This is a genomic window from Bacteroides sp. AN502(2024) (assembly GCF_041227145.1).
Classification (GTDB): domain Bacteria; phylum Bacteroidota; class Bacteroidia; order Bacteroidales; family Bacteroidaceae; genus Bacteroides.
Window position 1 is genome coordinate 1,165,981 of sequence record NZ_JBGFSP010000003.1, and the last position, 19,392, is coordinate 1,185,372.

Below are 19,392 nucleotides of genomic sequence, written 5' to 3' on the forward strand. Positions count from 1 at the left end.
TACTAATTTACAAATTGGATTATCCTTGCGGCTTATTTTTCCGCCTCATTTTGTTTAGCTTTCCATTCATTGAAAACCTGCTGGTTAATCTGAATAGCCCGACGCATAAACTTATAATCAGGGGTGTTGTCATAGTCTTTTTCGAATCGATAAGCCCCCACTCCGCCTTTATATCCTTTCGATGGCATAGTGGCAGCCTGGCCCAACAATCCGCCACCGGTAGGAGCATAGGCTTCGAAATTTTCTGTGCAAATTATTTTCTTAGGATCAACCCCATAACCTTCAAGACCCGGTCTGGAAGAACCATAGCTCTGTATAATCCAATAATCGACATACTCATCCAATTCTCTGGTTAGACCGCCAATCCTACCATCAATACAAATCATCTTATGTCCTTTACCTTCCGGATCACTCTTCGGACCGATGTAATTATTCATCTCCTTGACCAAATAAATCAAGTGCTCATTAGTACTCAATGTTCCATCCATATCAAATACACCGCTTCCGATTTCCCAGTCAACATCGTAACCGTCCCACTCGTTTGCGTATAGAGAGTCACAGAGAGCTTTGGCAAACTTTGCCAGACATGCTTTATGGTTATCACTATTGAATTGACCTTCAAATCCCCAGAATTTCCAGCGAGCTTGCTTTTTAGCCTCTTCTAATTGCTGTTCAGTCCAACCTTCTGCCTCTGCCTGCTTTTCCACATCAGCATATACAGATCCCGGAGTTGCCCCTTTACCTATATACGACAGTAGACTCACTTGCAACAACTTCGTACCTTTCACTTTTTGCACAAACTCTTTGTCTGCTTTCTGTTCGGGAGTAATCTCGTAGCGTCCGGGAGCACCACTCCACATAGAAACAATGTCCATACTATCCGGCATGGAGGTCAGATATCCTCTTCGATAAGCTCCGGCAGGAGACCAGTTGGAATACCACCCGAAGGCTACGGGACGTCCGTAATTCCAAGCGGTTGCCTTATAGGCACGCAAGTTAGCATAATATTCACTGTCACCCAGTGTGTTATAGCCTCCGATATGCTCCACTTCCATATTCTCCACATCAGTACAGGAAGTTGTTATCATCAATCCTGCCAGAGAAAGGAAATATACTAGTTTTCTTAATGCTTTCATATTTATTGATGTATCAAGATTTTGTTTTAGTTTAAAGTTTCTAACATGAAAAAACGTACGATCATTCGTTCTTCTTAGCCCACCACAAGTCGGTTGCAGCATTATCTACTCCACCTAGTTTTCGCACCGCATCCAGATAAATCTCATGAGACTGCCCCGTTCCATTAAAGCTGTTCGGATAAGTCATACGACGCATACCTCTAGCTGCAGTGATCTGAGTCGAATTATGATTCCCTCCTGATATAATAGGATTCAATTTAGGATAACCGGTACGTCTGAATTCCGTCCAAGCTTCCTGACCGTTAGGATAAAGAGCAATGTACTTCTGAATGATAATTTTCTCCAGTTTCTGTTCCAGTGTTCCTTCAAACTTTGCAGTAGCTCGGCTGGGAGCCGGATAGTCGAAACCAAACTTGCTACTGGTGACTTTATTCGCAGCAGGCTTATTACCGGAAGCCATATAGGCATCTACGGAACCTGTCACACCATTTTCCTGAAATGAAGTTTCTATACCTTGTTTGTAAAGCGTTTCGGGATCACCTTTCCCGTATTCCGTACCCCAAAACAAGGCAGCTTCAGCACGCAAGAAGTACACTTCGGAGGCACGCATCCAATACAGTGGAGTATTTCCCTGAATTTTCGGTTTGGAATAAAAGTAATAGCTATCCGTCGGGTCTGTATCCTTCGAACGGGTATGAGTATGACCCAAAGGGACACCTTGATACTTATTATTGTCAAAAGCTGTTACCGCAACCGTACATTGACTATTAGCAGGCTCACAATATGCACTCAGACGAGGATCTTTATACCCTATCAAGTAAGCAAGTATGGATGTACCTACACGTGCATCATTATAATTATCAGCTATCCAGTACAGCGGATTACGAAGAGCGATTACCGGACCCGGACCGGCACCGGCTGCATCACCAGCCTCGGTCATCAAACCGATAGCATGTTCCACAGCTTGTTTGGTATACAGTTTTGCCAGTTCCGGTTTCACGCTACGGAGACGTATTGCCAGACGAAGCATCAGCGAATTGGCATATTTCACCCATTTGGTTACATCACCGTTGAACACCAAGTCATAATCTGACATCACCTTTACATTGTTTACCGCTTTTGGAGTCAAGACCTCTACTGCTTCTGTCAAATCCTTAAGCATTTCTGTATAAACCGTCTCTTCTGAGTCGAAAGGGACATCTATAGTCCCCTTTCCTGCAGCCGTATAGGGTATCGGTCCAAAGCTTTCCAGCACTTTATGCCATCCTGAAATCTTCAGAATCTGTGCCAAAGCAGCTATTTCAGGAGTATCATTCTCTTTGGCCGAAGCTGTCAGTTTCTTCCAAGGGTCAAGCAAATTAGTATAGGAGTTAGAAAAAGTTGTTGAAACCCAGCTATTGACTATCACGTAATTCAGGTGACAATTCCCTCCTTCAAACGTATTGTTTATTCCAATATAGCCGCTCCATACATCAGCAGACAGATTGTATGCAGTTTGATATGCATTAACCGGACCTGTATCATCAGCCTGTGTTCCAGTAGGAAACACAGATTTCTGCATAGCCGTGATATATCCTCCCACGACGATGCCATCCATTACACCTTCTCCGTCAGTCATCTCGAAAGGATTGGTGTTAATCTCTTCATAATTACACGATGCCAGTGCCAAAACGGCAAAAGCAACAACAAAAAATATATATTGTTTTATTCTTCTCATAATGTAATGAATCTATTAAAGTTTAAATTTCAATCCGAAACCGAAGCTACGCACGTTTGGTTGCATAAAGTAGTCGTTTCCTTGTCCATACGTTGCCGTAGAAGGAGTCAGTTCCGGATCGAACGGAGCTTTGCAGTACAACATCCATGGATTGTTGGCAATGAAAGAAACCGATACATCTTTCACTACATTCCCAAACCATTTGTTAGGCATTGTATAACTGAATGTAAGTTCCTGTAGACGTATGTTGGTTGCGCTGTATACATAGTAACCTGAAGTCTGATAGTTACCTGTACCAATCATTTGGTAATATGTCTTAGCATCTACCCGTCCTTGTCCCGGGAACAATGCACCTTCCGAATCTCGTGCATCGGCTGTGCGCTGAGACACTCCGTAACGGTCGAGGATTGCTTCTGTTGAAGATGTGACCACACCTCCAAAACGTCCATTAATCAGGAAGCCGAGTCCAAACCCCTTATAAGAAATAGCATTATTCCATCCCATGTTGAAGTCGGGAGCAGTCTTGCCCAAAAACACCGGCTCACCGTCCTCCATTTCATATTTTCCGTCACTACTTACCAACACATAGCCCTGGCTATCTTTCTTGAAAAAGCGGGTTGCATAGATGTCGTGAATGCTTCCACCTTCTTTCAGAATAGTACGCCCTTTGTCTTTCAGTACTTCCGGAATATTAATGGAGACAGGAACTCCCATCACCTCTGTATGATAGTCTTTCACCATTTCCTTGATTTCATTGATGTTCTTCGAGAAAGTCAACGTAGAAGAAATCGAGAGTCCATTCTTGAAACGGTCGCTGTAACCGAATGATGCTTCCCACCCTCGATTCTCAACATTACCAGCCTGCAGATAAATGGAGTTATAACCGGTAGATTCAGGCAGATTCCCTAGGAAAGTCTGGTTGTAAGTGTTCGACTTATAATAAGTTACCTCTGCATTGAACTTGCCAAACAAACGTAGACTCAGTCCCCATTCATACGACTTGGTGCGCTCTGCTTTGAAATTGGTGAACGGATAAATGTAGGTAGGTTTAAAGTTACCACCCACAATCGGAGTAGTGACTGTTCCAGGGGTCAAGCCCGAACGTGACACCGGAGCACCCACTTCGGTATATGAACCGCGCACCTTCATAAAAGAAAGGAATTCTGGAAGTTTCACCATTTCAGAAATAATGGCAGATAATCCGACAGAAGGATAGAAAAATGATTCTTCACTTGTATTGACGAGCCGTGAGTTCCAGTCGTTTCTCCCGGTCAAGGTGAGGTAGAGCATACTTCTCCATCCTAGTTCCACGTTGCCGAAGATAGCATGATTACGCACACGACTATCACCTCCCTTTTCTAAAATGCGGCCATTCGACGGATCGATGTTTGACGTTGCAAATTTATTGGGGACTCCCAACAATGTTCCTTTATAGCCTCTTTGTAGCGCCCAATAGTTAGAGTAATTCCATCCGAAGTTGGCAGAGATGCTGAAGTCCTGAATATGCTTATTGATATTCAACATAGCGTCAACATATTCCTGGTGGTCATTGTAGTTAATATACTCATAATGTCCTTTCTTACCTTCAGCAAAAACCTGATCAGAAGAGGCAAAAATTTTACGTTCAAACAATACATAAGTATCGTCCATGCGGTAACGAGCTGCGATATTCAACCAGTCTGTAATTTTATAGGTCAAACCTACATTGAACATATAACGGCTTTTCTCATTGGTTGATACATTACGATAAGCCGTCCAGTATGGATTTTGTGAAGCATAAGTTGCATCCGAAACCGGCCAATACTGTACTGGCAGCTTACGACTGTCATCAAAACGTTCAAAAGTCTTAATATCTTCAAAGTCCTCACCTCTCGGAAAGAGATAGGCAGCCACAATCGGATTCCAGTAAAGTCCCTGTGAGACCATATTCGTATCGTCCTGCTTGACGTACGATGCACCCAAGTCAAGTTGCAGTTTGTCATCGAAGAAAGTCGCAGTGTTCCGGATGGTAAAATTCAGACGATTATAACTGTTATTCGGAACAATACCTTTGGAGTTTGTAGAAGAGAACGAAGCAAAAGTCTGATTTTTCTGCGTACCTGTGGTCAAGGTCACCGAGTTGATGAAGTTGGTACCGGTATGGAAGAAGTCTTTTTGGGGATCATAACCAGATGGAGTAGGTAGTTTTTCACCCCAGCTTTCATACGTATCTTTTTTATTTCCATAAGTATTCTGAAAATCAGGAGTCATATAAGCTCTGCTAAATTCAGCAGAAGAAGAAAACTGCACGGAAAGTTTTCCTTCCTTACCTTTCTTGGTTGTAATCAGGATAACACCGTTGGCCGCACTACTACCATAAAGTGCAGCAGCCGAAGGACCACTCAACACAGAGATGCTTTCAATATCTTCCGGATTAAAGTCGGCGATACCTTCCGTACCAGCCTTTCCCTCACCCATAATACCACTGTCCGTATTTCCCATATCCGTATTAAACAGAGGAATACCATCCACCACATACAGTGCATTGTTGTTACCCTCGATAGATTTGGCACCACGCATTACCACACGTGTAGCTCCCCCCACACCTGTTGCACTTCGGTTAATGCTCACACCGGCAACCTTACCATTCAATGAATTCACAAAGTTCGCATCTTTCACAGTAGTCAAATCATCACCCTTAATCTGTTGTACATTATAAGACAATGCTTTTTCTGCCCGCTTGATACCCAATGCCGTTACAACCACTTCCTCCAAGACCTCTGTATCTTGTTTCATTACAATCTGATAGAAATCTTTTTTTGAAACAGGGATGACTTGGGTGGCATATCCGATATAGGACACCTTAAACTGAGAATGATCAGGGGCCTTCATTGAGAAATTTCCATCCAAATCGGTTATTGTACCTGTAGCACTGCCATCCACAGTTATATTTACTCCAATCAATGGTTCCCCCTTTTCATCAGTTACTTTTCCTCTGATATCTTTTACTGTCTGTGCAACAACAATTGGCTTCTTTTCTGTAATTATAATGTAATTACCCTGAATTTGATAAACGAAACCTGTTCCTTTCAAGATTATATCAAGGGCTGCCAGTACTGATGTATTTTGCAAATTAAGACCAACAATCTGCTTCGCTTTCAATTCGGAATCACTATAGTTTATCGACATTTTAGACTGTTTTTCCACAGCTTTTAATGCATCAATAACAGTGATATTTTCTTGCCGGATAGTAATTTTACTATCGTTTTGAGCAAAAGCTTGGGTCTGTATAAGTAGTAATAGACTTAAAAAATTGAGAAAGACCAGCTTATAAGCTATTTTTTCTGCTATTTTTTTATAAATTTGTAGCATCTTTTTGATATTAGTTAATTGGTTATTATTCTGGGATCATTTAGAATAGCGTCCATACACGCTAATATTGAAAAGAATTGATTTCACATCCGGAGGGAACGGGCATTCCTTCCGGATATTTTTTGGCATAACATTTATTTTAATAGGTTCTACAACAGGTTTTATTTCTTATTCGTTACATAACATTTATTTCCTTTAATTACATAATTTATATCTCCTACCACCTGTGATATAATCTCCATCACCTCTTCCAATGTTGCTTGATTTCGGAAACGGAAACTATATGTGTTCTTCTTCATACTATGAAGGCTATATACAAAAGCGTAAGGGAACTTACGCTCGAGATTAGTGAAAATATCCTCCAAATGCATATTACTAAAAACAAGCTCCCCACGTTGCCATGCTGTCACATCACTCATCTCCGGTAATCGTAAATCATGTTCTTTCGTTCGTTTATTATATATCAATTGCTCGTCGGGCTTCAATATAACATTTGACATCAAGTTATTGAATTCCACTTTCACGCAACCTTCCAATAAGGTAGCTATTAATTCATTACTTTCAGGATAAGCATTTACATTAAACTCTGTTCCCAGAGCTGTAACTTGACAATCATTAGCTTTTACGATGAAAGGATGTTTCTTATCCGGCTTTACTTTGAAATTTGCCTCACCAATCAAATATACGCTTCTGGTTTCTCCCGTAAATTGTTCCGGATACAGTAGTGTACTTTTTGAATTCAGCATGACATGTGTACCATCCGGTAATGTGAGTTCATGAATTTCTGCTGTCGGTATGTAACATTCAACCAAGTCTTTTTCCGGCCGGCCCTTTTCCAACATCAGATAAATAGAAACGGATGAGACGGCTAATAAGAAAATTGCTGCAGCTCTCCATATAAGCAACTGGTAATTTCTACGCGAAGTAACAGACTGCATTCCCAAATTCCGCCGCATTCGTTGTATGGATTGTTGCATACCATCAGGTACTCTCTGTCCTTCTGCCTGTTTCCAAAGCTCACGAAGAGCCTCATTCTTTTCATCAACATGCTCCTCAGCAACCAACCACTGTTGCACTCTCTTCTGTGTATCGGCTGAATAATTATTATGACCGAACAATTCTATGAGTTGTTGAATATAATTTCTCATGAATCTTTTTCTTTCTTTTTGGGCTTTATATACTAAATACAACTACTACGCACACACTACTTAAAAATATTGGAGAAAAAAATAAAAAAGAGAAGCACCTTCTTTAATTCGATCAATGCCAAATAAACCTGATGCTCTATAGTGCGAATAGAAACACCGAGTTTATCTGCTATTTCTTGATGACTTAATCCCTGGAAACGACTAAGTTCGAATATCAGCCGACGACGTTTCGGCATTTTTTCCAAGGTCAACTGAATAATCAACAGCATCTCCTTATAATATACATTATTCAAAATCTCTTCTTTCTCTGTCAATTCATAAAGAAAAGTCTTTTCTATAACCTCCGCCTGATATTCTTGTTCTACCTGTTGATGTTTAAAGATGTTCAGAACTATATTTCTAGTCATTATAAAGATATAATCGTCTAGTTCTTTATCATTATTCAGCCATAACTCCGGCTGCAACCAAAGCTTACAAAAAACATCTTGAGCCACATCTTCCGCATCACGTTCAGATTTAAGCAGCATTTGAGCAAAGTTCTTTACTTTCGGAAAATTCACAGTAAAAAACCGCTGAAACTTTAATTCAATCTGCTTGTCAGTATTTTCCATCTCTGTAGTATTTTTCAATGTTCACGGCTAAATCCAATAGTACATATGTCAGATTAAAGAAATCATATCAAAAACAAAGGATATGCCTGTTGGTTGAATTAAAAGAATGAAATATTTATAATGAAGAAGTTGTACCTATTTCTGATATTTAGCAAATTATTGGTGTTCAAAGCATTGATTACTATCATCACAGTTATGCACGACTTCATCGTAAAGTTCGGTAAAATGCTCGACATATTCAAAGAATTTGCCGAAAATCGTGTTGACAAGAACGGCAATCACCCACATTGCGGTGTAGTCCCCAAGTTTTCCGATTGGGAAGTCACAGCCCTTTCGACCATAGCCGAAGCATTTGGATTTGACAGTGAAAATTACCTGTTCAAACGTCTTCATGCCGAGAAAGGAGATGTGCTTCCCAACCTGATTACCCGCCGCCAATACAACCAGCGTAAACTGACCGCGAGGTCGGGTAAGGAAATTCCCCAAGGTGTTGCAACTGCAGAGCAGTTTGATACACCAACGAGTGTTATTACCGCTTCTCTCCTTGTTGATTTCGTCAATTCCTCTTTCAACCTATCACCATCGTCCTGAGACTCTTTATTCATCGTATTTACGGAGTGGTGATAGGTTGTTGCTAACCTATCACCGTATCTGTCACCTATCACCTGGTTCTCCGTAATGCAATACTTAGTTTCCCGTAAGGAAACGCTAGTTCCACCGTAAGGAAACACTAGTTTCCACGTAAGGAAACACTAGTTTCCACGTAAGGAAACACCAGTTTCCACGTAGGGAAACAAGATGTATTCCTTATTAAAAAATGATTGTTTACCGGACGCTTTTTCAAAAAACAGGTGGTGATAGGTGACAGATGAGGTGATAGGTTAGCAACAACCTATCACCGCCCTGTAAATACGATGAATAAAGAGTTTCAGGAAGACGGTGATAGGATGAAAGAGGATTTTCGTTTTTATGTATGAGAGAGAGCGTAGAAAACAGAAGAGATCTATAAAATAAAAAGCCCCATAAACCTTTAGTTTACAGAGCTCTACCAAGTACTCGAAGCGGGACTTGAACCCGCACAGCCGCAATGGCCAAAGGATTTTAAGTCCTTCGTGTCTACCATTCCACCATTCGAGCATCCTTTCAAAGAAAGAGCGGAAAACGAGACTCGAACTCGCGACCCTAACCTTGGCAAGGTTATGCTCTACCAACTGAGCTATTTCCGCGTTTTTTCAACGGGTGCAAAGATAAGCAGTTTACTTGTTTCTGCCAAATCTTTTCGAAGGAAAGTTTAAAAAACGATCCTTCGAAAGTATATTCTATCTCCCAAGCAGCGCTTTCTCCGCTCTCTCCATTCCACAAAAATTGAATCCATCGATCACTTGCTGCATCAATGCAGAGATTTCCACATTGCAAAGGTTGCCAATACTGCCTTCATGAGTATGGTGTACTTCTTTTGTATGAGAGAATTTTCCCGCTTCAATATCCAGACCAACCTTCTTGTATGCATCACGGAAAGGCATACCTTCACGTGCCAGACGATTCACCTCTTCCACGCTAAAAATAAGGAGGTATTTGTCGTCATCAAGGATATGTTCATTGACCTTTATCTCATTCATAATGTAAGTTGTCATCTGCAAACAATCTTTCAATTCCTGAAAAGCAGGCAGGAAAACTTCTTTTATAATTTGTAAATCACGGAAATAACCGGAAGGCAGATTATTTGCAATCATCATAATTTGTTGAGGAAGCGATTGCAATTTATTGCATTTAGCACGTGTCAGTTCAAAAACATCCGGATTCTTCTTATGAGGCATAATACTGGACCCCGTGGTACAGTCATCCGGCAATTTCACGAAACCAAAATTCTGACTATTAAACATGCAGGCATCAAAAGCTAACTTGGAAATGGTTCCGGCAATCGTAGCCAATGCAAAAGCGACATTACGTTCCATTTTCCCGCGCCCCATTTGAGCATACACAACATTATAATTCATCGAATCGAAGCCAAGTAAGTCGGTCGTCATTGTCCGGTTCAAAGGAAAGGACGAGCCATATCCTGCTGCAGAACCCAATGGATTACGATTACACATTTTAAATGCAGCCTGCAAAAACAGCATATCGTCCACCAGACTCTCGGCATAAGCAGCGAACCACAAACCAAAAGAAGAAGGCATCGCGATCTGTAAGTGAGTATACCCCGGCATCAAAACGTCTTTATATCGTTCGCTCTGATGAATCAGTACATGGAAAAGTTGTTCTACTGCTTCGGCCACTTCTTTTATTTGCGTACGGGTAAAAAGTTTCAAATCCAATAAGACCTGATCGTTTCTGGAACGGCCACTGTGTATTTTCTTTCCCATATCACCCAAACGACGGGTCAACATCAGTTCTACCTGTGAATGTACATCTTCCACCCCGTCTTCTATCACAAATTCACCTCTTTCTGCCGAAGCATAAATACTCTTCAACTCTGCCAGCAACAGTTCCAGTTCTTCTTTCGTCAACAAACCGATACTTTCCAGCATCGTAATGTGAGCCATAGAGCCGAGCACATCATGCTTGGCCAAATAAAGATCCATCTCGCGATCACGACCTACTGTGAAACGTTCAATATCCTTATTCACCTGTACGGACTTCTCCCAAAGTTTCTGTGCCATAAAAATAAATTTAAGTATTAGGCATTAATACTTGTTTTAATAATCAATAACTGCCAACATATCAACCATCTTCTCCAAGCCCTCCTGGAGAGGTTTCTGAACCATTGCTCTCATGAACGGATTAAGCTCCATGCCGATAGTAACCTTCACCTTACACTCTTCTTCTGCAGTTCCAACCAATTGAATCCACATATTAAAGGGGAGTGGAGAGTTTGTTGTCGCCAACTTTATACATTTACAAGGATCACGCTCTACAATTTGCAAGGTCAGTTGCCCGACAGGAGAGACACTAAAACTCAACGTATCCGAATCAATACTCAAATCCTGCACCTTATCTTTCGGCAAACGATCTTTGACGGCTTCCAGATTACTCAGATCCGAAAGCTTATGATATACACGCTCCTGGCTGTAAGGTATTATCTTGACACTACTCTCAAAGTTACTCATAATTTTCTATTAATATAAAACAAAAAAAGAACAATCCGACCCAATATTGTCCGAACAGTTCTTTTTACTAACTATGTTTGAGCAAAAAATGAATTTTATTTTCCAGCATCCCAATGAGCAGGGTCTTTACGCCATTCATTCAATGTCTGTATGTCTTCTTTCTCAATATAACCTGTACGAAGAGCAACATCAAGCACTGCTTCATAATTGGTCAACGTCACCAAAGTCACCTTCGCATTTTTGAATGCCTCTTCGGCTATCGGGAATCCGTATGTATAAGCTGCCACCATACCAATCACTTCGCAACCATCACGACGAATGGCTTCAACAGCCTTCAAGCTACTACCACCGGTAGAAATCAAATCTTCTATGACTACGACTTTCATGCCCGGACGAAGTTCACCTTCAATCAGGTTTTCCAATCCATGGTCTTTGGGGGTAGAACGAACATACACAAACGGCAGGTTCAATGCATCAGCTACTAAAGCTCCCTGCGGAATAGCACCTGTAGCCACACCCGCAATCGCATCCACCTGTCCGAATCGTTCCAATATCAGACGTGTAATTTCAATCTTCACAAAATTACGAAGAGAAGGATAGGACAGAGTTTTACGGTTGTCACAGTAAAAGGGGGATTTCCATCCAGAAGCCCATGTAAAAGGGTTAGCGGGTTGAAGTTTAATAGCCTTAATCTTCAACAGTTTCTCCGCAAATAGTCTCTCTAAGTTTTTCATAACTAACTATTGATTATTTGCCGCAAAAGTACAGAAATTGAATGAGAATAAAAAGAAGAATCCGTTTATTTTTTCAGTCAATTTACTCCTCTTCATCGGGAACGTCGATACAACGCTTGATATCTTTCAGTTCGAAGCCACGACTCATAGCGAATCGCATCAGCTTTCCATTCAATTCATAATCGTCTGCCGCATGGATACTTTTTCGTTTAGAAGCCAGCAGGTCACGCAGAATAGAAAGGTATTCTTCTTCATCGATTTCATTCAGATAACGCCATGCCACATCAGATGGAATCTTCTTCATATAAAGCCCTTGGGCTATTTTCATTTTTCCCCATTTGGCAAAGCGAAACTTATCATTCACAAAAGCTCTGCAGAAACGTTCATCATCGATAAACTTCTCAGATTCCAGTTGGTCAAGAATACGCGCAATGGTATCATAGGCAATTCCCCAACGTTGTAACTTCTCATTTATTTCTGCCCGGCAATGCTCGGCAGTAGAGCAGTAAGAGGCTACTCGATTTAAAGCCTCTTCATCAGTCAATTGTGCACTCATCGGTTAGCTGTAACTATTCTATCTTTTCCAAATATGTCTTTTATAACACGAACATCACGGTATTGGTTCATTTCAAGCATGTGTGCTGTCTCCCGGCCATAAGCCTGGTTGATCTCAAAATAAAGTTTTCCTCCCGGCAATAGCAATTCACGTCCCAGACAGCCTATACGTTTATAAAACCGCAAAGGGTCCTCGTCAGGAACAAACAAGGCCAAACCCGGTTCCCAATCAAGGACATTAGCGTCCATTTCATTTTTCTCCGTTTCAGTCACATAAGGCGGATTACTGACGATCACATCAAAAGACGACACCTTTTCCCAATCATCGGACAGTACATCTCTTTGTAGGAATTTCACTCCGGCTTCCAATTCTTCATTGTTTTTACGGGCAATAACCAACGCTTCTTCCGAAATATCCCAAGCCTCTACGTCTACATCCGGAAGTTTTTTATCCAAAGAGATCGCAATGCATCCGCTCCCCGTACCTATATCTAACAGACGACGGGCATTTGGGTTCTCCTTAACGATTAGCTCTACTAGCTCTGCGGTCTCCGGTCGAGGGATTAACACACCGGAAGCAACCTTAAAATTCCTTCCACAAAACTCTGCAAAACCGCGAATGTACTGTATAGGTTCATTTTTCTGTAAACGGAATATAATGTTTTCTAATTCACGCTGTTTGCATTCGGATAAAATTATATCTTTGCCCATGTAAATATCGAGCACATCTAAGCCTAACATGTCGCAACAAATCAACATTGAAAGAGCTTTTATCTCTTCCTGTGAATAGATATCCTGTAAAGACTGGCGAATGTAAGCGGTGATACGATTCATATTTACACAATTTCGGAGTGCAAAAGTAAGAATAATATGGAGAAGAGCACCAAAATGGAAGAAGAAAAATACATGAGGCGTTGCATTAAGCTTGCAAAAAACGGGTTATGCAATGTGTCTCCCAACCCGATGGTAGGGGCTGTTATCGTATATAACGGAGGTATTATCGGTGAAGGTTATCACATTCGTTGCGGAGAGGCACACGCGGAAGTTAATGCAATCCGTTCTGTCAAAGATGAGTCTTTATTGAAACATTCTACGATTTATGTGAGTCTGGAACCTTGTTCCCACTATGGGAAAACACCTCCTTGTGCAGATCTGATTATAGAGAAACAGATACCACGCATTGTTATCGGATGCCAGGACCCCTTTTCTGAAGTAGCCGGGCGTGGGATTCAGAAACTACGGGATGCCGGACGGGAGGTTACAGTCGGCATATTAGAGGAAGAATGCAAATCGCTGATTCGTCGTTTTATTACGTTCAATACGCTTCACCGTCCTTTCATTACATTGAAATGGGCAGAATCAGCCGATCGTTTTATTGATATTGAACGTACAGGCGGAAAGCCTATAGTCCTCTCCTCTCCTCTTAGTTCCATGCTAGTGCATAAAAAAAGAGCAGAGGCCGATGCGATTATGGTAGGCAGGCGAACGGCTTTACTGGATAATCCGTCGTTGACAGTACGCAATTGGTACGGGCGCAATCCGAAACGTATTGTACTAGATCGCGCCTTATCCCTTCCAAATGATTTACAAATTTTCAATGGAAACGTACCGACATTTGTCTTTACTGAAAAGCATCAGCCGGAAAGAAATAACATCACATATATCACTATCGACTTCAGTCATAATCCCTTAAAACAGATCATGGAAGCATTGTATCAACGGAAAATACAATCTTTACTGGTAGAAGGAGGAAGTCAATTACTGCAATCGTTTATTAATAATGAACTATGGGATGAAGCGTATATCGAGAAATGCCCCAGCAGACTACATTCCGGTGTTAAATCGCCTCAAATGAACGATAAATTTAGTTATTCGATAGAAGAACACTTCGAAAGACAATTTTGGCACTATGTTCATCGGATATAGCCAAGATTGTTCTATTCAAGGGTTTTACGTCGATAAAAACAGTATTATTATCTATAATTTTATATAAAACTTACCCGTAATGTTCATTATCGGAAAAAATGTTTCTATTTTTGCAACTTGTAAATAAACACAATCTTTCAAATGAAAATAAAGTTTTTATCATTCATTGCGAGTCTTTTCATGGTGTCATTTGTTATAACGTCATGTCTTGATGACGATAATAACATCGAATATAGCCCGGATGCAACTATACATGCGTTTGAACTTGACACAATCGGGGGATATGGGGTAAAGTATAAATTCACTATTGACCAATTATCACGTGAAATCTATAACGAAGACTCTCTTCCAGTTCATGCCGATACCATTATTGACAAGATTTTAATCAAAACATTAACTACGTCATCAGGCGTTGTAACAATGAAAGACAAAAGCGGTAAGGATTCCATCGTAAACATCAATGATTCTATAGACCTTCGGAAACCGCTTACTATCAAAGTATGGTCAACAGAAGCATTAGCAGGTATATCCCCTAACCAAACCAGGGAATATACCATTAAAGTACGAGTACACAAGTATGATCCGGATTCATTGAAATGGAAGTACATGAATGAAATAGATAATCAAATTACAGGGGAACAAAAATCCATTATTTGGGGAAGTGAAGTTCTCACATACTCTGTAATTGGCGGAACGTTATATGCATACAAAAACTCCTTAACAAGCTTTGGACATTGGGAGCCTAAAGAAGTAGAAGGTTTACCGGAAGGTAAGCTTCCGACTTCTATCATTGCCTTCCAATTCGACGGAAGCAATGAAATGTTATATGCTACTTCCAATGGTGATGGTAAAGTATATGAATCTGCAAATGGAGAAAAATGGAATGAATCAACAATATTTGGTGAGAGTGTGGAATTATTACTAGCCACATTGCCCCATAACGATGTCAATAGAATTTGTTACATAAAGAAAGGAGATGATAACCATCGTTATTTCTATTATCAAACAAATGATAAACAACAAGAGACTCTCGAAGTTTACGAAGGAGGAAAAGTACCAGATAAATTCCCTACTAAAAACATATCCTACACGATATACGAATCTGCGACAAATACTAAATCTGTCCTTTTAGTGGGAGATACAGAAACGATGAGTGTAGCCGATAACAGCGAATTAGAAACGACCATTGTATGGGCGTATGACGGAAGTAAATGGATTGAACTCTCAACAACCTCCTCCGTTGCATACTGTCCTAAATATACTCAACCATCTATCATATATTATAATGGCTTAGTATATATATTTGGGCAAGGCTTCAGTTCTATTTATGTGTCCAATCAAGGACTATTTTGGAAAAAGGCGAATGCTAAGTTTTCCTTCCCTTATAGAGATTGGAGTAAAGGAGGAACTGCGGATCCCAACGTAGCTCCTGAGTTCAGAGGCAAAAAGAATTACTCAATGGTACTGGACCCTGATACTCAAAATTTATGGATCATATTCAGTAAAGGAAGCGCTAGTTTCAAAGAAAAGGTAGAAAAAAAAGAAAGCACAAAATCTACCACAACTGAAACGCGCACATATAGCCATGATTCAGAAGTTTGGCGTGGTCGTCTTAATCAACTATGGTTTGACTTGGCAAAAACCGGCAAATAAAGTATATACGTTTTAAAACAGAAAGATGTCCTATATAGAACAAATAGATAAAACTCGGATACCACAACACGTGGCCATCATTATGGATGGAAACGGACGGTGGGCAAAACAACGAGGGAAAGAACGTACTTATGGTCACCGTGCTGGTGCAGAAACAGTACAGCATATTACCGAAGATGCCGCCCGGTTGGGGATTAAGTACCTGACGCTATACACCTTCTCAACCGAGAACTGGAATCGGCCGCAAGACGAAATTGCGGCTCTGATGAATCTATTACTAGATTCTATTGAAGAAGAGACACTGATGAAGAATAATATCAGCTTCAAAGTAATCGGTGATTTCAAAAAATTACCGGACGAAGTTCAGAAAAGTTTGACATCATGTATAGAACATACAGCTGGGAATACTGGGATGTGCCTGGTATTGGCTCTCAGTTACTCTTCCCGTTGGGAGATAACGGAAGCTGTCAGGCAAATAGCGACACAGGTTGAAAAGGGAGAGCTTTCTTCCGAACAAATAACGGATGAGTGCATCGCATCTCATCTGGATACTAAATTTATGCCCGACCCGGATTTACTGATCCGCACGGGAGGAGAAATCCGACTAAGCAATTACCTCCTATGGCAATGCGCTTATTCGGAGCTCTATTTTTGTAACACCTTTTGGCCAGACTTCAATAAAGAAGAATTCTACAAAGCCATTTGGGAATATCAACAAAGGGAACGCCGATTCGGCAAGACCAGTGAACAGATCAGCTAATATAACTTGAAACATCAAATTATAACATAAATGCATTATCGTATTTCCTTTATATTCATAACGTTTGTCTGCCTGTGCTGCTTCGCGACAACAGGCATTGCGCAAAATGTCAACACAGATGAAGACTCGAAGCCTGCCATCTTATACTCCGGAACACCAAAAAATTATGAGATAGCAGATATTAAAGTCGAAGGCGTAAAGAATTATGAAGATTATGTATTGATTGGAATATCCGGACTATCGGTAGGACAAACAATCACTGTGCCGGGTGACGAAATTACGGGAGCAATCAAACGTTATTGGCGTCATGGTTTGTTCTCAAATGTACAAATCACAGCCGAGAAAATAGAAGGCGACAAAATCTGGTTAAAAATCAGTCTGACACAACGCCCGCGTATCGCCGATGTGCGCTATCATGGTGTGAAGAAGTCGGAACGTACCGATCTTGAAAGTAAGCTGGGAATGGTAAAAGGTATGCAGATTACTCCGAATACCGTAGACCGTGCCAAGACATTAATCAAACGTTATTTCGACGATAAGGGATTCAAAAATGCGGAAGTAATCATCTCGCAAAAAGACGATCCATCCAGCGAAAATCAGGTGATCGTTGATATTGATATTGACAAGAAAGAAAAAATTAAAGTACATGAAATCCAAATCGTTGGTAATCATGCAATCAAGGCTTCCAAGCTAAAGAAAGTAATGAAGAAGACCAATGAAAAAGGCAAACTTCGCAACTTGTTCCGTACCAAAAAATTCGTTCCGGAAAACTTCGAGGCAGATAAGCAATTGATCATCGACAAGTATAATGAATTGGGATACCGTGATGCAATAATTGTAAAAGACAGTGTTTCACAGTACGATGAAAAAACAGTAAACGTTTATTTGAATATAGACGAGGGACAAAAATATTACCTGCGTAACGTTACATGGGTAGGTAATACCCTCTATCCGTCAGAACAGTTGAACTTCTTGCTCCGCATGAAGAAAGGTGACGTATACAACCAAAAATTATTGAACGAACGCGTTTCTACAGATGATGACGCTATCGGTAACTTATATTACAACAACGGTTACCTATTCTATAACCTCGATCCGGTAGAAGTAAATATCGTTGGCGACTCTATCGACCTCGAAATGAGAATTTATGAAGGTCGTCAGGCTACTATCAATAAAATCAAGATCAGTGGTAATGACCGTTTGTATGAGAATGTTGTTCGACGTGAACTTCGTATTCGTCCGGGACAATTGTTCAGCAAAGAAGACTTGATGCGTTCTTTGCGTGAAATCCAACAGATGGGACACTTTGACCCGGAAAAACTGCAACCGGATATTCAACCGGATCCGATGAACGGAACTGTTGACATAGGTTTGCCTTTGACTTCCAAAGCCAATGACCAAGTAGAATTCTCTGCCGGATGGGGACAGACGGGTATTATCGGTAAGTTGAGCTTGAAGTTTACCAACTTCTCTGTAGCCAATTTGTTGCACCCGGGCGAAAACTACCGTGGTATCCTTCCGCAAGGTGACGGGCAGACATTGACTATCAGCGGACAGACGAATGCTAAATACTACCAATCATATAGTATTTCATTCTTTGACCCATGGTTTGGCGGTAAACGTCCGAATTCATTCTCTGTATCGGCATTCTTCTCTGTACAGACAGACATCAGTAGCCGATACTACAACTCCAGCTACTTCAACAACTACTACAACAGTATGTATAGTGGTTACGGTGGTTATGGTATGTACAACTATGGTAACTATAACAACTACGAAAACTATTATGACCCGGATAAATCTATCAAGATGTGGGGACTTTCCGTAGGTTGGGGTAAACGTCTGAAATGGCCGGATGACTATTTCACCCTCTCCGCAGAATTAGCTTACCAACGCTATAACTTGAGCGACTGGCAGTACTTCCCGGTAACCAACGGTAAATGTAATGACCTTAGTATCTCATTGACTTTGGCTCGTAACTCTATTGACAACCCGATCTTCCCTCGCTCAGGTTCAGATTTCTCATTGTCAGTTCAGTTCACACCGCCGTACTCATTGATGGACGGCAAAGACTATAAGGGATATTATAGTAACCCTGAAACAGGTACCATTACCCAAGACAACATGAATAAGCTCCATAAATGGATAGAATACCACAAATGGAAATTCAAAGGCAAAACGTATACTCCGTTAATGGACCCGGTTGCTCATCCGAAATGTCTGGTATTAATGACACGTACTGAATTCGGTCTGTTGGGTCACTATAACCAATACAAGAAATCTCCGTTCGGAACATTCGACGTAGGGGGGGACGGTATGACCGGTTATTCAACTTATGCAACTGAAAGTATCGCTTTACGTGGTTACGAAAACAGTTCATTAACCCCATACGGTTCTGAAGGTTATGCCTATGCACGCCTCGGCATTGAATTAAGATATCCGCTGATGCTGGAAACAAGTACTAACATTTATGTGCTAGGTTTCCTTGAGGCCGGTAATGCATGGCATGATATCAAGAAATTCAATCCGTTCGAATTGAAGCGTTCTGCCGGTGTCGGTGTGCGTATCTTCCTTCCGATGATTGGTATGATGGGGATTGACTGGGGTTACGGTTTCGACAAAGTATTTGGTTCTAAACAATATGGAGGAAGCCAGTTCCACTTTATCTTAGGACAAGAATTCTAATGTATCATC

The 19,392-nt window shown here is 40.9% G+C and carries 14 protein-coding genes, 2 tRNA genes and 1 pseudogene; 5 read left to right on the forward strand and 12 right to left on the reverse strand.

The annotated features are described in order from the left end of the window. Positions 1-19: 19 nt before the first annotated feature. The 5 genes and pseudogenes from AB9N12_RS04610 to AB9N12_RS04630 form a co-directional block, all read right to left on the reverse strand. Positions 20-1,136: pseudogene (locus AB9N12_RS04610) on the reverse strand (glycoside hydrolase family 18). Between the two features lie 61 nt (positions 1,137-1,197). Further along, positions 1,198-2,853 (reverse strand): SusD/RagB family nutrient-binding outer membrane lipoprotein, encoded by a 1,656-nt coding sequence (locus AB9N12_RS04615; RefSeq protein WP_369890090.1) that lies wholly within the window; start codon positions 2,851-2,853, stop codon positions 1,198-1,200. Between the two features lie 15 nt (positions 2,854-2,868). Beyond that, entirely contained in the window at positions 2,869-6,204 is a 3,336-nt protein-coding gene (locus AB9N12_RS04620; protein ID WP_369890092.1) for a TonB-dependent receptor, read from the reverse strand. Between the two features lie 161 nt (positions 6,205-6,365). Beyond that, complete coding sequence (locus tag AB9N12_RS04625; protein ID WP_369890094.1) at positions 6,366-7,352, reverse strand: FecR family protein; 987 nt, start codon at positions 7,350-7,352, stop codon at positions 6,366-6,368. A 56-nt stretch (positions 7,353-7,408) separates the two neighbouring features. Then, positions 7,409-7,963, reverse strand: coding sequence for an RNA polymerase sigma-70 factor (locus tag AB9N12_RS04630; RefSeq protein WP_369890095.1), 555 nt, complete (start codon positions 7,961-7,963; stop codon positions 7,409-7,411). A gap of 120 nt (positions 7,964-8,083) precedes the next feature. Here AB9N12_RS04630 and AB9N12_RS04635 point away from each other — a divergent pair, with 120 nt between their 5' ends. Then, positions 8,084-8,554, forward strand: coding sequence for a hypothetical protein (locus AB9N12_RS04635; RefSeq protein ID WP_369890097.1), 471 nt, complete (start codon positions 8,084-8,086; stop codon positions 8,552-8,554). Positions 8,555-9,016: 462 nt separating this feature from the next. Here AB9N12_RS04635 and AB9N12_RS04640 read toward each other — a convergent pair. The 7 genes from AB9N12_RS04640 to prmC all read right to left on the reverse strand — a co-directional run bounded on the left by AB9N12_RS04640 (position 9,017) and on the right by prmC (position 13,193). Then, positions 9,017-9,100: transfer RNA gene (locus AB9N12_RS04640), tRNA-Leu, on the reverse strand. Positions 9,101-9,116: 16 nt separating this feature from the next. Continuing rightward, positions 9,117-9,189 (reverse strand) — tRNA-Gly (locus tag AB9N12_RS04645). A 93-nt stretch (positions 9,190-9,282) separates the two neighbouring features. After that, positions 9,283-10,623, reverse strand: coding sequence for an argininosuccinate lyase (argH, locus tag AB9N12_RS04650; protein ID WP_369890098.1), 1,341 nt, complete (start codon positions 10,621-10,623; stop codon positions 9,283-9,285). 36 nt (positions 10,624-10,659) lie between these two features. After that, entirely contained in the window at positions 10,660-11,070 is a 411-nt protein-coding gene (locus tag AB9N12_RS04655) for an SRPBCC family protein (protein WP_369890099.1), read from the reverse strand. Between the two features lie 95 nt (positions 11,071-11,165). Next, positions 11,166-11,804, reverse strand: coding sequence for an orotate phosphoribosyltransferase (gene pyrE / locus AB9N12_RS04660; protein WP_369890100.1), 639 nt, complete (start codon positions 11,802-11,804; stop codon positions 11,166-11,168). An 82-nt stretch (positions 11,805-11,886) separates the two neighbouring features. Beyond that, the gene (locus tag AB9N12_RS04665) at positions 11,887-12,360 is read right to left on the reverse strand and encodes a regulatory protein RecX (RefSeq protein WP_369890101.1); all 474 of its coding nucleotides are present in this window, start codon (positions 12,358-12,360) and stop codon (positions 11,887-11,889) included. Next, positions 12,357-13,193, reverse strand: a complete 837-nt coding sequence (gene prmC / locus AB9N12_RS04670) for a peptide chain release factor N(5)-glutamine methyltransferase (protein WP_369890102.1) — start codon at positions 13,191-13,193, stop codon at positions 12,357-12,359. The genes AB9N12_RS04665 and prmC overlap by 4 nt, the downstream gene beginning before the upstream one ends. Positions 13,194-13,229: 36 nt before the next feature. Between prmC and ribD the strand changes: the two genes are divergently transcribed. The 4 genes from ribD to AB9N12_RS04690 all read left to right on the forward strand — a co-directional run bounded on the left by ribD (position 13,230) and on the right by AB9N12_RS04690 (position 19,383). Further along, on the forward strand, positions 13,230-14,285 hold the full coding sequence (gene ribD / locus AB9N12_RS04675) for a bifunctional diaminohydroxyphosphoribosylaminopyrimidine deaminase/5-amino-6-(5-phosphoribosylamino)uracil reductase RibD (RefSeq protein ID WP_369890103.1): 1,056 nt from the start codon (positions 13,230-13,232) through the stop codon (positions 14,283-14,285). Between the two features lie 141 nt (positions 14,286-14,426). After that, positions 14,427-15,938, forward strand: coding sequence for a DUF6242 domain-containing protein (locus AB9N12_RS04680; protein ID WP_369890104.1), 1,512 nt, complete (start codon positions 14,427-14,429; stop codon positions 15,936-15,938). 25 nt (positions 15,939-15,963) lie between these two features. Next, entirely contained in the window at positions 15,964-16,698 is a 735-nt protein-coding gene (locus AB9N12_RS04685; RefSeq protein ID WP_369890105.1) for an isoprenyl transferase, read from the forward strand. A gap of 30 nt (positions 16,699-16,728) precedes the next feature. Further along, the gene (locus AB9N12_RS04690; RefSeq protein WP_369890106.1) at positions 16,729-19,383 is read left to right on the forward strand and encodes an outer membrane protein assembly factor; all 2,655 of its coding nucleotides are present in this window, start codon (positions 16,729-16,731) and stop codon (positions 19,381-19,383) included. The last annotated feature ends 9 nt before the right edge of the window (positions 19,384-19,392 follow it).